The organism is Pseudomonas ceruminis (genome assembly GCF_021602025.1).
In the GTDB taxonomy this organism is placed as follows: Bacteria; Pseudomonadota; Gammaproteobacteria; order Pseudomonadales; family Pseudomonadaceae; genus Aquipseudomonas; species Aquipseudomonas ceruminis.
In genome coordinates this window covers 80766-93903 of the sequence record NZ_BQHW01000016.1, presented here as the reverse complement: position 1 = coordinate 93903, position 13138 = coordinate 80766, and the positions used below count along the sequence as shown (strand labels likewise).

The following is a 13138-nucleotide window of genomic DNA, read 5'->3' as shown; positions in this document are numbered from 1 at the left end:
CTCGGCTAGATCAACTGTGGATTTAGGTATTTTTTCAAGGTCGCTTCGATGCTGAGAGCGGCGAGCCAAGAAGTTTTGGGATTGCTAGGCAGTGGGTTATTTTCGAGATGGATAGTAAAGCTGCCGAACTCACCAACTACTTGAAGTTCATGCACGTTTTTTATTACGGATGGGTCTGCGATCAAGATGACTTGGGTATCGTCGAAGCCAACCCCAGCTAGCGCTACAGCAGCGGTAACGTTTGCGTTCTTGGGATAGAGCATAGCGGCCTCTGATGCCGAACCCTCAAAGATAATCAAAGGTTCTTTTACTGCATTCAAATTGATTTTTTCCGAAGCAGGAGTTCCGCTCCAAGCTACTGGTGGTTTACGGCCTATATATTTGACGGAGGTTAATTCTGCCATACGACTTGATTGAAGGGCGTCGAGTCCTCCGATGGCTCCAGATACGACGATCATACGTGCAGCACCTGTTTCAGCCGCTGACTCTAAGGTCGAACGAAGTTTAGCGTCCCCCAGCGCACCGACCGAAACGATGACAACATCAATCCCACTGCGAAGCAGTGTTGGCACTAGTAGTTGCACAGCGTCATGGCCTGCACATTCGATAACCAAATCTGGACGCCAGTCCAGTAGATCTTGTGCTTTAGAGAAAATGCTTAAATTGTCTTGGGTGGTTATATTCTTTTCATTGTTGCGGACCAAGAAAGCAAATTCTGAACGTGGTGACAGCTCATATTTTATCGTATGGAAAACTCGATGCCCAATAGCACCGTTCCCAATAAATGCTATGCGTTTAGGAGTGGTCTTAATCATGTCGATTTATGAATTCCTTGATGAGCTTGGAGTAATCACATGGGTTAGTAATAGGCGTAAAGTGGCCTCCCAATAAACTACGGCGGATAGCTTGGGGTATTAGTCTTTGAAGTTCGTCTGCGTGGCATTGAGGTACTATCAAGTCATCTGGAGCATCGATGATTAGAGTTGGTAGTGATAGCCCAGGCAACTCACTAGCTCTCTGATAGTTTAGCAACATGTCTATACGCTCAGACTGTAGCAAATTAATCGCTAAGTTCCCCTGGCACCAAGCCGGCTTATGCGATGAAGCCAAATGTTGCTCAAACCATTCTGGTGAATATGCGAAAAGCTGTCCTATTAGCCTATAAGCATCAGCGCCGCTTACTTCAAGCAAATGCCTACGCAGCGCAAATAACTGCCTGAAACGGTGATTAGGCTGCGCCCAGGTACTGCTGAGGATCAATTCTCTGACACGGTCAGCATGGTCCAGTGCCAATGCTTGAGCTACCAAGCCACCTGTGGAGTGTCCTAAACACGTAAATCTATCTGCGCCGTACATGTCTGCAACAACCAGCACCGTATCAACGATTTTGCCGATGGATTGCGGACCGAAGCTCGTTGATTTCCCGACACCTGGATGATCAAACGTCACAACGCGGTGCGTTTCAGCGAACTCGGATGAAACCTTTCTCCAAAAATTGCCTTGCCCCCCTAACCCGGAGATCAGGATTAATAGCTCACCTTCGCCTTCAGCTACATAGTGAAGGTTCTTTTTCACGAGCTCATTAAATGACGGCGTAGAGGCCGCTGCCTTGTCCATGTGGAATCCTCGCAGAGCTGACAGACAGAACTGTAAACGATTACAATATGAGAAGTAAAGTGGTCCAATTCAGTGGTCGAGCTAGAGTTCTGATGAGTATAAAAATGCATGCACCTATTTGGTGCGAAATGAGGGTTTACACTCACGATACGCACGTTAATTGGGCATAAACGGTGGTAGAAAACTGTAAATTACTGCTTGGTTGGGAGGGATTACGCCCTATTAGCGGGTCATCGAAAGTTTGGCATGAATGCTGCTGAGACTGTAATCGTTTACACTTTCCGCCTGTGTGTTGTCGCTTGACCCTTCATCATTGATGCAGTTGATGGGGTAGAGCGACCGCGCCAGACGAGACGGTGACGGTTTGCGCGGAATACCTTCCAACAAGCGTTATGAGGAAAGCCACAATGAAGAAAATAACCGTAAAAGCTTCGGCACGTACGCTACTGATCGCGATGACAGCATCGGCTGTGTACAGCGGGGCAAGCTACGCTGATGCGACGCTTGATCGGATTTTGTCCACCAAAACGCTGAAATGCGGGGTGCAGCTGGATTTCCCTCCGGCCGGCTATCGGACTGCCAACGGTGAGATTGATGGTTACGATGTCGCTTATTGCAAAGACATGGCAAAAGCCCTAGGGGTCAATGCCGAGATAGTAGAGACAGCATCACCTGACCGTATTCCTGCCTTGGTCTCCAACCGGATTGACATATCTATCGCCTCTGCCTCAATTACACCAGCAAGGGCGTTGACCGTCGCATTCAGCCAGCCCTACGTGAGCTACAGTAACGTTGTGTTAACCCGCAAAGACTCAGGTATTGAAAAATTCGATGACCTAAAAGGTAAGAAAGTGGGCGGGGTCAATGGGACGACGACTGAGCAACAGCTTCGACAAATCTATAAAAGCCAGAATTGGGCATCCGCAGGTGGTGATTTCATTACCTACAATAGCGAGCCTGAAAGCTATCTGGCTCTCACGCAGGGCAAGATTGATGGGCTTATGCTAAACAATGCCACAGCGGCAGCTCTCGTCCAGAGCGGGCAATTTCCTACCTTGGCCATCAAAGGACAGGCTCCCGTTCCTGTTGACCTGACAGGAATGGCGGTTCGCAAAGCCGACACCGACCTCCTACGTTGGGTGCAAGTGTTTGTGTGGGACCAAGTCAAATCCGGCCGTTATGCCGAGCTTTACACGAAATACTTTAACTCCACAGATATTCCCTCTCTAAGCGTTCCAGGTGTCGATTTCTAGTCCTGATACCGCGTTGTACGGGAGCGGTTCTACTAAGGACCGCTTGCCGAAACTCTTGCGTCGTGTGACTTACTGATCCACTCTTGTAAGTTGATGCCCTGTGCGCCGAAAATCTTGAGGTGCGGTAAATAATAGTTATCTGTCATCCCAGAACCGGTCCAGAGTGATTTCGAATCCGGCTACTTGGTCACGAGGTGTGATGGCATGTACTTCTCAGTGTTGGAAAATTTTTTGTCATTTTTTGGATTTTACGCCTGTCGTATCTGCCGATGGGTAACTTGTACTCGGCAACTGGGCCTTATTGCCAATGCGTTGAACCGAATTAGCAACTCGGTTCATGGGGGGAGTTTTCACTACGGCAGGTCCGCTGCTCCACGCGATGGCTTCCTAGCTTTGTATACATCTTCACATTAATCAGCAGGAGAATTTTTTAGCCTTGCTGGTTGGCAATCAATCGCTCGAATTTTGTGCAATCGGGTTGATAGATAGCCTTGCACGCCAGTTGTTGGATGACCCGCTGTGTGAAAGAGTAATGAGTTTGGGCTGAGTGCATGTTGGCATAGCGCCGGTACGAATGCTTCGCAAGTGGAGCAGAAAAACATCTAGACAAAGCCAGGTTTTGCAGCACCAAGCCGTTGGCGTAATTAAGGCCGCGGTTAATGCTTAGATCAGAATCGTGCTGATGGATCGCATAGCTTCCTGAGCTCTTAGAGCGGTTTTCTTATCTGTGGCGACTTTTCTGTCCACAATGCAGGCTACCACATCAACAGTCCAATCGGACCGTTTAGTCCACACTCTACGCAATACTTCTCGGCTAGCCCGGGGCAAAAGTATCCACTGGCCGAGCGAGCGCTGCACTAGAGTCATATTTTATATGAGAATGACCCTAGCGGGAGCATAAGCGTTGAAAAAGCACGGCTTGTTGCACCGGGGATTAGTGGTGTCGATCAGGAAAGCACTGCCCTGGTGAAGTTTGGTCGTTGCTCAATGGATCAGCCACCGCTAAAGCTCTTGACAGCATAAAACGCTTGGCCTTGACGCGCTTTGTGTGCGAACTTGCTAGGCGTTAGGGCAATAGCGGTGTTTTACTCATAGCCGGGGTTTCAGGCGAGTATGTTTTAGATTGATTTCGAGTAGGGTGCTTCTAACAAAAAGGCTATATTCTAAAAGCGATTAGCTGCATATGGCGTAATATCGACTTCCGGGAGACGATTAACAAGAATTGAGCTTACAAGCTTTGCGGTGGTCGCGCTCTGAGTGAGTCCAAGGTGCCCATGGCCACAAGCATAGATGACAGTATCAGACTTCGATGAAACGCCTATGATCGGCAGGGAGTCCGGGGTGCTCGGTCGATGCCCCATCCATTGTTTTTGGTCAGTTGAGTCTGCCGACGGCAGATATTTGCGAGATAGCTTTAGCAGGGCATCGCTTCGCTGGAAGTTAGGCGCCGCATCGATCCCGGCGAATTCTGCAGCGCCGCCGATACGTAATCCCAGTGTTAATGGTGTAGCTACGAACATAGCCTCAGCAAAAATTACCTCGCGATTTAGCAGTTTTGCGCTAGCCGGTAACGTGGTATTGTAACCACGCTCGCTTTCTATCAGCAGCCTGTCCCCTATGGACGCAGCTAACTTGGTTGCCCACACGCCAGCCGCCACAACCACTTTATCTCCCGTGATAATAGAACCATTCTCTAGGGCCACAGAAGGGAATTTTTGGCTGACATCAAGGCGGAGAGCGGTGGCTTCAACGAGTTTCGCTCCTCGTGACTCAATTGTGGCCCGTAGCCGATCAACGATGGCCTTGGGGTCATTGACATGACACCAATCCTCTATCATCAAAGCCCTCTCAAAAACAGGCGCTAGATTAGGCTCTAACTCAAGTAGCTCAGCTTTTCTGACCTCCCGTAAACGAACACCCAGCGACCGCTTTAAGTTAATGCTCACTTGGTCTGCTTGAAATGCTTCTTCAGTCTCGTAAACCAGCAAAGCCCCTGCTTCATGAACCTCGTCTGCAGCGCCAATGTCAACCATCATTTCTTTGAAGTCTGCCAGTGCGCGCTGATTCAGGTTATTTAGTGCAGTAGCAATTCGAAGGTAGTTTTGGGATTTTCCCACCTTCTGTAGCTGTAATGCCCAAGGCAGCAGCCGAGGTACATACTGCCATCGGATTGAAAGTGGCCCTAACGGATCTGCTAGCCATTTTAGTGGTTTCCAGCCAAGCCCTGAGAGAGTCAAAGGCAAACACTCACTGGTTCCTATGCCTCCAGCATTACCATGGGAGGTTCTGTCTCCGGCAAAGTCCCGATCTACCAAAGTGATAGTCCAACCTTCTTTTTGAGCAGCCCAAGCGCAAGCGAGGCCCACGATACCTGAACCGATAACAATTAACTTTGACATAGCGAACCAGCCTATTTTAGTGCATACCAATGGCGATTAAGGAAGCAGGAAACCCTTGACTAGCGGATCACGATCATCAACAAAGATAGTGTTATGACCCGTAACGCGTGCCCAACCCTCGATGCTTGGGATAATCGCCTGGTATTCTTTAACAGTCGCCTGCTCAACTGCCATGCCAGTGAAGCACGTGCCGATTATGCTCTCGTGAACAAAACTTTCCCCTATCTGCAGTTGGCCCTTAGCCACCATCTGAGCGATTCGCGCTGAGGTACCTGTTCCGCATGGAGATCGATCAATAGCTTTGTCGCCGAAAAACACAGCATTACGTGCATCAGCGCCGTTAGTGCGCGCAGGGCCGGTCCACATTACATGCGACAAGCCTTTGATTTCACTTTCCACCGGATGCACGAAATCATACTTTTCGTTGGCCTTTCGACGCAGTTCTGGGCTTAGGCGCTGAATATCTCGGGTCGACAGTTCGTCAAGAGTTGGCAGCCCATTTTGAGGCTCGACGATGGCATAAAAATTGCCTCCATAAGAAACATCGAATCTAATCTCGCCGATTCCGTCCAATTCAACAGACAAGCCGGCGTCATAAAGAAAAGAAGGCACATTGGTCAACTTTACCGAATCGACTAAATTGCCAGTCATTTTATATTCAGCTTTCACTCGGCCAGCTGGGGTATCAAGGTACAGGACACCTGGCTCCTTTGGCTTGACTAAACCATGTTCAATGACCGATGTGACTGTGCCGATTGTGCCATGGCCACACATCGCCAAGCAGCCGCTGACCTCAATGAACAGAATAGAAAGGTCGCAATCTGGCCGAGTGGGTGGGTATACAATAGTTCCAGACATCGAGTCATGGCCGCGGGGTTCGTACATTAGAGAAGTGCGAACCCAATCGAAGTTATCTTCAAAATACTTGCGCTTCTCGATCATGTTGGTCCCGGCCAGAATTGGAGCGCCACCCGCTACTAAGCGGACTGGCTCACCACAGGTATGACCATCGATGCAGAAGAAAGTGTGCTTCATCTTTATACCTCAGTGCAGTACACGCTGCAGAAATTGCTGAGTACGTTCTTCGCGTGGCGCATTGATCACCTGCTTTGCCTCGCCGACCTCACAAAGGTGGCCTTTGTCAAAAAAGGCAACGCGGTCTCCACTTTCGCGTGCAAAAGCAATGTCATGCGTAACAACGATCATGGTCATGCCAGACGATTTGAGCTTGCGCATTGTGTCGAGCACTTCACCGACCAACTCGGGATCTAGCGCTGAAGTAACTTCATCGAAGAGCATATAGGTCGGCTTCATCGCTAGCGCACGGGCGATCGCTAAGCGTTGTTGTTGACCACCAGACAAGCTCGTAGGCTTCAGATCGGCACGAGCAGAGAGGCCGACATAGTCGAGATACTCGCGCGCCAGTTCCAGAGAGCTAGAGCGAGACATTTTTTTTACGATGCGGGGCGCTAATGCAACGTTTTCCAGGGCAGTAAGATGTGGGAACGCATTATACTGCTGGAATACGATACCTAGGGTCTGGCGCAATGTATTCAGATTTGTACCTTTCGCATGGACGTTGGTCCCATCGACAATAATTTCACCGCTCTGTATCGGCTCTAGGCCATTAATGCATTGCAGAAGAGTCGACTTTCCAGACCCGCTGGCGCCGATAAGGCAAAGCACTTCACCTTTCTCGATAGTTAGGTCGATACCTTTAATGACCTCTATGTTGCCAAACGACTTCCTTACTGACTTGATCTCAATCATTATTAATTTTCCTCTCAAGAGCACGGCTGTAGCGAGACACTGGGTAGCAGATTAAGAAGTAAGCGACACCCACGCCGATTAGCAGGGGGATAGCTTCATTGGTGCGGATAATTAGAATCTGAGTTGCTCTAAGGAAGGTCTGAAAAAGACTTCCCGAATCTGGTGAAATACGCCGATCCCGCCAGCCGAGTTTTTCCATGAAGCAGATGACCTTCGCCGACGCCGAGTACGCCGGCAAGCGCAAGCAGACCCGTAAAGAGCTGTTCCTGATCGAGATGGATCAGGTGGTGCCGTGGAAAGGACTGATTGCCTTGATCGAGCCGCATTACCCCAAGGGCGAAGGTGGTCGGCCCGCCTATCCTCTGCTGGCCATGCTGCGTATTCACCTGATGCAGAACTGGTTTGGCTACAGTGATCCGGCAATGGAGGAAGCGCTGTACGAGACGACCATCCTGCGCCAGTTCGCCGGGTTGAGCCTGGAGCGCATTCCCGACGAAACCACCATCCTCAACTTCCGTCGCTTGCTGGAGAAACATGAACTGGCAGCCGGCATCCTCGGCGTAATCAATGGCTACCTGGGGGATCGCGGCCTGTCGCTGCGCCAGGGCACTATCGTCGATGCCACACTGATCCACGCGCCCAGCTCGACCAAGAACCAGGACGGCAAGCGCGACCCGGAAATGCACCAGAGCAAGAAAGGGAACCAGTATTACTTTGGCATGAAGGCGCACATCGGCGTAGATGATGAGTCGGGGCTGGTACACAGCGTGGTAGGCACGGCAGCCAACGTGGCGGATATCACCCAGGTCGACAAACTGCTGCACGGTGACGAGAACGTCGTCTGCGCCGATGCCGGCTACACCGGCGTCGAAAAGCGCCCCGAACATGCTGGCCGCGAAGTGATCTGGCAGGTCGCAGCACGCCGCAGCACCTACAAGAAGCTCGATAAACGCAGCGCCCTGTACAAAGCCAAGCGCAAGATCGAGAAGGCCAAGTCACAAGTGCGAGCGAAGGTCGAGCACCCGTTTCGAGTGATCAAGCGCCAGTTCGGTTACGTGAAGGTGCGCTTCCGTGGCCTGGCCAAGAACACCGCTCAGCTGGTGACGCTGTTCGCGCTGTCGAACCTATGGATGGCGCGCCGACATTTGCTGACTACCGCAGGAAAGGTGCACCTGTAATGCGGAAAATGGCTGCTGCGAGGTGCTCGCGGCGGCCAAAAACGGAGAACTGAGCGGGTTACCTGGTCGATTTTGATCGACGGCCCGCTTTCAAAAGCAGCGAGGGCTGAAGTCGACCGGAAATACAGGGTTACTTCAGACCTTCCCTAAGTAATTCTACATACCCTATTACACTCACCAAGGCAGTATCCTTGGTTAGCCCAATAATCGTACCAATCCACCCTGGAAAAATGGCGCGCAGAGCCAGAGGGAATGAAACGTGAATAAGCTCTTGCCAGTAGGACATCCCCAATGAACGCGATGCTTGCTTGAGCTGTGGGCGCACGGAATACAGGCCTGACCGTACCAGTTCAGATGTCATGCCACCCATGTACAGGCTAAGAGTCAATAGACCTACTTCTAGCGGATCAAGGGGTACGCCGACAGCAGCGAACACGCTATTGGCTAAGATGAACTGAATAATCAATGGTACGCTTCGAGCAACATCAACCAGTGGTGATAAAACATAGAAACCAACTCTGCTGGTGTACCGTAGCCAGCCAACAAATGTTCCAAGCAACGTGCCCAGGAGTCCAGCTAAGATAGTCAGCAGGGCGGTTCTCCATAGCCCTTGAAGCATTAGGTAGATGTCAGTCCATTGTAGTCCAGAATAGGCTAGTTGAAATTGCATTTCAGCTCTCCTTATCAATAAGACGCCAAGCCACTATACGTGCCCCCAGGCTGACAAACTTAAACAGAATGTAGTACATGACAGCTGCCACTATAAAGAATTCGAAAGTTCTGAACGATTCTGATTGCGCCGCTTGGGTTGCTCCTGTAAGTTCACGTACTCCTATAATCATTCCAAGTGATGTATTGAGCAGTGCCCAATTGACTTGGTTGATGTAAGGGAAGTACACAATCTTGAAAACCTGAGGGAATACCACATATTTATAACTCTGCCACGTTGTCATGCCAATAGAACGTGCGGCTGATATTTGCTGTTTGGGGACAGATGCAAGTCCGCCTCGGAATACCTCCGCTAGGTACCCTGCATTGTTGAAGGAGAGCGAGATCAGTAGAGCATTGAAGCTGGACATTTGAATGCCAATGGCACCAAGTCCAAAATACGCCATATAGATCTGAAACAATGCTGGCGTGTTTCGCGAAAGCTCAACCCACACAGTTGCCAATCTGTATCCGACGCCTTTGTCGTGACTTCGATAGACAGATAATGGTAACGCCATGCAAGTTCCTATCACGATGCTCAGAACTGCGACCACTAATGTGGTCTGGGCGCCTTGCAATAGCTCGGGAAATTTATTCCATACTGCCGACCATAAAAACGAGTAGTCAAACATAGCGTGTCTCTCGTAAGGCACATCTTGTGCTGGGCGTATCCGCATTGGGGGCAGTAGAAGGGTGCTTCGCAGGCCGTTCCCTCTGTCGGGGATCTAGCCATAGCAACAGGTGGCTCCAGTCGCGCGGTATGTTGTCTCGTTTGCCATCGCGGCCCGAGATCTCCGATCAAGCGGTCTTCAACGCCGCTTGAGTGAATCCTAATCCACTCGGTCGTCCGTGTAAACGATTACAGATCGTTTTTTTTCGCTACCTTGTGGACGCCTGTTTCGGGCCTTTGGTAGCATAACGGCGACTGTAAAGGATTACGATTACGCTCGAATCTCTGGTCATGAGCAGGCCTGCGGTGATATCGGAGGCCTCCTCGTCAAAGCATCCTTCGCAAAAATGTCAATTGCTAACGCTCAGCTTCTGAAGAGTAATGTGCTCTCGGATGAGAGGAGCGGATTAGAATTTATCTACAAAATGATGAGTAAAGCCCCCGTGCGAGTACAGAAAAGGCCTGGAGTCAAGGATGTTGCACTGGCCGCAGGTGTATCGGTTGCAACCGTTTCGCGAACCTTCAATTCACCCGACAGTGTTAGTGAAGACGTGCGCGCTGCGGTTCTGAAAATAGCTCGCTCTCTTGGGTACAGCCCGAATCCCGCAGCCAAGGCGCTGCGTATGCAACGGTCCAACATCGTTGGCGCGGTTTTCCCGACAATCGCATACGGCTTCTACGCGCAGCTCGTAAACGGGTTCCAGCGCCGCATGAATGAAGGTGGCTACATGACCTTCCAGCTCACTGTTGATTTTGACAACTCCGACATTTATGACTCCGTGCGCCGGCTCGTTGAGCGGGGAGCGGAAGCCTTGATGATAGTGGGCCTTGTCGAAGACAGGCGGCTGGTCGAGTATCTTAAAGCAAACAATGTGCCAGTGATTTGTACCTACTCCGTTCTTAAGGACGACACGTTTCCATCCATTGGAATAGACAATTTCGCGGCCACCGCGCAGATCGTTGAGTATCTGGTGCAGCTTGGCCACCGTGAATTTGCCATGCTGTCAGGTCCAAGCAAGGGAAATGACCGACAGCAGAGCCGTATCAGAAGCTTTACCGAGACCCTTCTGAAGAATGGAGTAGAGATCAACGATCGCATCTACGAGGACCCTCACGGGTATTCAGTCGATTTTGCATTGCGTGCTTTTCGGAGCATTCGCGAAAGTCAGCCAGAGGTTACTGCCATAGTGTGCAACAGCGACGCCTACGCCATGGCCGTTGCGATGGAGGCGCGGCGTATGGGGTTGCGAATCCCGGAGGACATTTCGATCACTGGGTTCGACGACCAGGACTTCGCCGCAATTATGGATCCGCCCATAACCACGATATCTTTCCCTTCAGTGGCAATGGGTACTATGGCGGCCGATGCGTTACTTGGTGCGCTTGTTTCAGAGCAGCCAATCATCTCTCGCCAACTCGAGTCCCGTCTCGTGGTAAGGGGTTCGACAGGACTCGCCCCTAAGCTTTAATCTGCCCTCGGCCAGGCCAGTTCGAGTCGACAGCCACATTTTTCCATGGGGCGAGTCGACAGGGTGGCACTTACGATTGCGGCGGCGTTTTTGCCATTGAAAGTGTTCTAGCAAGAATTAGTAGGGTGGCCAAGGACTGCGCTCGTATCTGACTTTACCTGCTTGTTGCCGATCGTGCAGCCACGCCCGGATATTTCGCTCATAATCTCGAGTAGTTGGCCAGGAGCTGGCGCCCCCCAGAGCTAACCCGTGTCCGGGGTCAGGCTGTCACGGCGAAGCGCAGCTCACATCGGTCAATTCTGACGTTACTTCAATTTCGCGAAAACGGTTTCGGCTTCGATTTTCGCAACGTCATCGGGTCGAGGGAAAGGAGCCGGCGCAGCGTCTCCATGCTTGCGGTGGCGGCCAACTGCTTGGAAGAAGTCTTCGAGACCGCCTGGCATGAAGAACCATACCCAGCTGAGCTCTATGTCACCATCGTTAATAAATGTGTGTTCCACATTGTGACCTAGGTAAAGCATTGTTCCAGCAGTCAATTCGTAACTGTGTCCATCGATTAGGGCGGTGCCTTTACCCTCAAGCATATAGAGCACTTCTTCTCCGGCGTTGTGAGCATGCAGCCTCACCCGTCCGCCGGGAGCCACGCTTTGCGTGCCTGCCGAGAAGGGATGGACGCTACGTACGTTGCGCTGAGAGACCATGATATCGATGTGCCCATTCGCTGGAATAGGCTGCCAATAGCTTTCACACTTATCGCGGGTCATCACGACGAAATCGCCTTTCGGCTCGCTGAACGAGAAAGCTGGCTTATCACTCATTTGTGGACTCCTCTTTAGGCTAGACGATGTGCTGCCTCACGCAGCCGATGCCACTGTAAACGATTACAGTAATTTGTAAATAGAGCTGTCGACGGCATCGATTGGCTGCGGGATCAAAAACTACGGGGTAGAGGGCGTAAATGGCGAGCTTGATGCGGATCCGGGTGCATGGCGGCTGTCGCGGTCAGGTTAAACCCTCGCGAACACGATTCTGTGTGATTTCATTGAAGGTGACGCGCCTGTACTCGCTGATGCCCAGCACCTGTTGAATGTGCCAAGCGATGCTCTCACCTTCGCGGTCCGGGTCAGTCGCAATGTAAACCTCGGTCGCATCCTTCAGCGCCTTGCGGATCGTGCTTACGTTGCGAGCGCTCTTGGGGAGCATCTCGTATACGGGCCGGGAAGTTCTTGAGCACGCCCGTGGTGATCATCGTCTCGTCCTGCCCCTTTTCGGGGCGGTCTCGGATGTGGCCAACAGTGGCTACCACCGTCCAGTGCTCGCCAGGGCGGCTCTTCTTCATCATGGGCTCCAGCTTCTTCAGCTTGCCCGGTGCCTCGATGATCATGAGTCTCATAGGGTGACCCTGAACTGTTCGAACAGGGCGCACTCTTACCTCCGCCCGGAGGCGGCACAACGCGAAATGGTCTACTGGAAGGGAGAGAATTCGGGGCGGCCAGGCTTACGGAGGAAGGGACAAAAATTGAGGGTGAGCTACTAGGAGCGCTCATACCCTTTCAGCCAGGAGGCCAGCATGGCGGGTTGCTACATGAGGTCAGTTCCGCATAGCTCACAATGGCCAGCGGTTTGGGTCCACACAATGCGTTTTGTCACCTCATCGGTGTCATGGCGACCGATAGCAGGTTTGTTTTCTTTTTGTTTTCCCACTTGGTCTTCTCGAATTAGCGGGCATTCCTGGTGCGCGCTGGCTCTTTGAGTTCAAATAAGGGCTCTCGGCCGGAATTCAATGGTGAAGGAAAATAAAATCTAAGTGGGCTCCCCCGCGGCGGCTCCAAAACGCCATTCTTGCTCTTCAGTCTTGACCGGCACACCATCATCGCTCCTCATGTATCAGCGAATAATATGCTGCAACTGTAAGTCCTGTAAGCACTATGGCTTATACGTGCAAGCGATACGACCTATCAGATTCAGACTGGGAAATAGGTGCCGACTTTTTCCTGTGCATCGGCCTATCGGATGCCAAAAGGCAGATGCTCATCTGGCTTACTGTGGGTACGTTGCTTCGCAGCATAGCGAG

General features: G+C 51.3%; 14 protein-coding genes. 3 read left to right on the top strand and 11 right to left on the bottom strand.

Features of this window, described 5'->3' with window-relative positions; genetic code table 11:
- Nucleotides 1–5 precede the first annotated feature (5 nt).
- Both L6D80_RS18415 and L6D80_RS18410 read right to left on the bottom strand, forming a co-directional pair.
- A complete protein-coding gene (locus L6D80_RS18415; RefSeq protein ID WP_082422878.1) occupies nucleotides 6–815 on the bottom strand; it encodes an aspartate dehydrogenase in 810 nt (269 codons plus the stop codon).
- Entirely contained in the window at nucleotides 808–1617 is an 810-nt protein-coding gene (locus tag L6D80_RS18410; protein ID WP_176516551.1) for an alpha/beta fold hydrolase, read from the bottom strand. The genes L6D80_RS18415 and L6D80_RS18410 overlap by 8 nt, the downstream gene beginning before the upstream one ends.
- Nucleotides 1618–2024: 407 nt before the next feature.
- Here L6D80_RS18410 and L6D80_RS18405 point away from each other — a divergent pair, with 407 nt between their 5' ends.
- Complete coding sequence (locus tag L6D80_RS18405; RefSeq protein ID WP_176516553.1) at nucleotides 2025–2870, top strand: transporter substrate-binding domain-containing protein; 846 nt, start codon at nucleotides 2025–2027, stop codon at nucleotides 2868–2870.
- A 1163-nt stretch (nucleotides 2871–4033) separates the two neighbouring features.
- Here L6D80_RS18405 and L6D80_RS18400 read toward each other — a convergent pair.
- The 4 genes from L6D80_RS18400 to L6D80_RS18385 are packed head-to-tail and all read right to left on the bottom strand — an operon-like array spanning nucleotide 4034 to nucleotide 7238.
- A complete protein-coding gene (locus tag L6D80_RS18400; RefSeq protein WP_176516555.1) occupies nucleotides 4034–5269 on the bottom strand; it encodes an NAD(P)/FAD-dependent oxidoreductase in 1236 nt (411 codons plus the stop codon).
- A gap of 36 nt (nucleotides 5270–5305) precedes the next feature.
- Nucleotides 5306–6304 (bottom strand): 4-hydroxyproline epimerase, encoded by a 999-nt coding sequence (locus L6D80_RS18395; protein WP_054903024.1) that lies wholly within the window; start codon nucleotides 6302–6304, stop codon nucleotides 5306–5308.
- Nucleotides 6305–6313: 9 nt separating this feature from the next.
- A complete protein-coding gene (locus L6D80_RS18390; protein WP_054903023.1) occupies nucleotides 6314–7039 on the bottom strand; it encodes an amino acid ABC transporter ATP-binding protein in 726 nt (241 codons plus the stop codon).
- Complete coding sequence (locus L6D80_RS18385) at nucleotides 7032–7238, bottom strand: hypothetical protein (protein WP_176516557.1); 207 nt, start codon at nucleotides 7236–7238, stop codon at nucleotides 7032–7034. Before L6D80_RS18385 ends, L6D80_RS18390 begins: the two co-directional genes overlap by 8 nt.
- Here L6D80_RS18385 and L6D80_RS18380 point away from each other — a divergent pair.
- Nucleotides 7237–8217, top strand: a complete 981-nt coding sequence (locus L6D80_RS18380; RefSeq protein ID WP_012315195.1) for an IS5-like element ISPa16 family transposase — start codon at nucleotides 7237–7239, stop codon at nucleotides 8215–8217. The two genes, L6D80_RS18385 and L6D80_RS18380, sit on opposite strands and share 2 nt — an antisense overlap.
- Nucleotides 8218–8347: 130 nt before the next feature.
- Here the strand turns inward: L6D80_RS18380 and L6D80_RS18375 are convergent, their stop codons facing one another.
- Together L6D80_RS18375 and L6D80_RS18370 are read right to left on the bottom strand one after the other, a co-directional pair.
- Nucleotides 8348–8887 (bottom strand): ABC transporter permease subunit, encoded by a 540-nt coding sequence (locus L6D80_RS18375; protein ID WP_176516559.1) that lies wholly within the window; start codon nucleotides 8885–8887, stop codon nucleotides 8348–8350.
- Between the two features lies 1 nt (nucleotide 8888).
- Nucleotides 8889–9557 (bottom strand): amino acid ABC transporter permease, encoded by a 669-nt coding sequence (locus L6D80_RS18370; RefSeq protein ID WP_176516561.1) that lies wholly within the window; start codon nucleotides 9555–9557, stop codon nucleotides 8889–8891.
- Between the two features lie 385 nt (nucleotides 9558–9942).
- Between L6D80_RS18370 and L6D80_RS18365 the strand changes: the two genes are divergently transcribed.
- Nucleotides 9943–11064: a LacI family DNA-binding transcriptional regulator gene (locus L6D80_RS18365; protein WP_082422868.1), complete on the top strand. Its 1122-nt coding sequence runs from the start codon at nucleotides 9943–9945 to the stop codon at nucleotides 11062–11064.
- Between the two features lie 305 nt (nucleotides 11065–11369).
- Here the strand turns inward: L6D80_RS18365 and L6D80_RS18360 are convergent, their stop codons facing one another.
- The 3 genes from L6D80_RS18360 to L6D80_RS18350 all read right to left on the bottom strand — a co-directional run bounded on the left by L6D80_RS18360 (nucleotide 11370) and on the right by L6D80_RS18350 (nucleotide 12457).
- Entirely contained in the window at nucleotides 11370–11882 is a 513-nt protein-coding gene (locus L6D80_RS18360; RefSeq protein ID WP_054903020.1) for a cupin domain-containing protein, read from the bottom strand.
- 184 nt (nucleotides 11883–12066) lie between these two features.
- Nucleotides 12067–12267 carry a toprim domain-containing protein gene (locus L6D80_RS18355; RefSeq protein WP_223849229.1) on the bottom strand — a complete coding sequence of 67 codons (201 nt, stop codon included), beginning with the start codon at nucleotides 12265–12267 and terminating at the stop codon, nucleotides 12067–12069.
- Nucleotides 12188–12457, bottom strand: coding sequence for a toprim domain-containing protein (locus L6D80_RS18350; RefSeq protein WP_236183059.1), 270 nt, complete (start codon nucleotides 12455–12457; stop codon nucleotides 12188–12190). Before L6D80_RS18350 ends, L6D80_RS18355 begins: the two co-directional genes overlap by 80 nt.
- Nucleotides 12458–13138: the final 681 nt, after the last annotated feature.

Coding starts and splice junctions, on each gene's coding strand:
- L6D80_RS18415 (WP_082422878.1), bottom strand. CDS start 815: ATGATTAAGACCACTCCTAAACGCATAGCATTTATTGGGAACGGTGCT.
- L6D80_RS18410 (WP_176516551.1), bottom strand. CDS start 1,617: ATGGACAAGGCAGCGGCCTCTACGCCGTCATTTAATGAGCTCGTGAAA.
- L6D80_RS18405 (WP_176516553.1), top strand. CDS start 2,025: ATGAAGAAAATAACCGTAAAAGCTTCGGCACGTACGCTACTGATCGCG.
- L6D80_RS18400 (WP_176516555.1), bottom strand. CDS start 5,269: ATGTCAAAGTTAATTGTTATCGGTTCAGGTATCGTGGGCCTCGCTTGC.
- L6D80_RS18395 (WP_054903024.1), bottom strand. CDS start 6,304: ATGAAGCACACTTTCTTCTGCATCGATGGTCATACCTGTGGTGAGCCA.
- L6D80_RS18390 (WP_054903023.1), bottom strand. CDS start 7,039: ATGATTGAGATCAAGTCAGTAAGGAAGTCGTTTGGCAACATAGAGGTC.
- L6D80_RS18380 (WP_012315195.1), top strand. CDS start 7,237: ATGAAGCAGATGACCTTCGCCGACGCCGAGTACGCCGGCAAGCGCAAG.
- L6D80_RS18385 (WP_176516557.1), bottom strand. CDS start 7,238: ATGGAAAAACTCGGCTGGCGGGATCGGCGTATTTCACCAGATTCGGGA.
- L6D80_RS18375 (WP_176516559.1), bottom strand. CDS start 8,887: ATGCAATTTCAACTAGCCTATTCTGGACTACAATGGACTGACATCTAC.
- L6D80_RS18370 (WP_176516561.1), bottom strand. CDS start 9,557: ATGTTTGACTACTCGTTTTTATGGTCGGCAGTATGGAATAAATTTCCC.
- L6D80_RS18365 (WP_082422868.1), top strand. CDS start 9,943: ATGTCAATTGCTAACGCTCAGCTTCTGAAGAGTAATGTGCTCTCGGAT.
- L6D80_RS18360 (WP_054903020.1), bottom strand. CDS start 11,882: ATGAGTGATAAGCCAGCTTTCTCGTTCAGCGAGCCGAAAGGCGATTTC.
- L6D80_RS18355 (WP_223849229.1), bottom strand. CDS start 12,267: ATGCTCCCCAAGAGCGCTCGCAACGTAAGCACGATCCGCAAGGCGCTG.
- L6D80_RS18350 (WP_236183059.1), bottom strand. CDS start 12,457: ATGAGACTCATGATCATCGAGGCACCGGGCAAGCTGAAGAAGCTGGAG.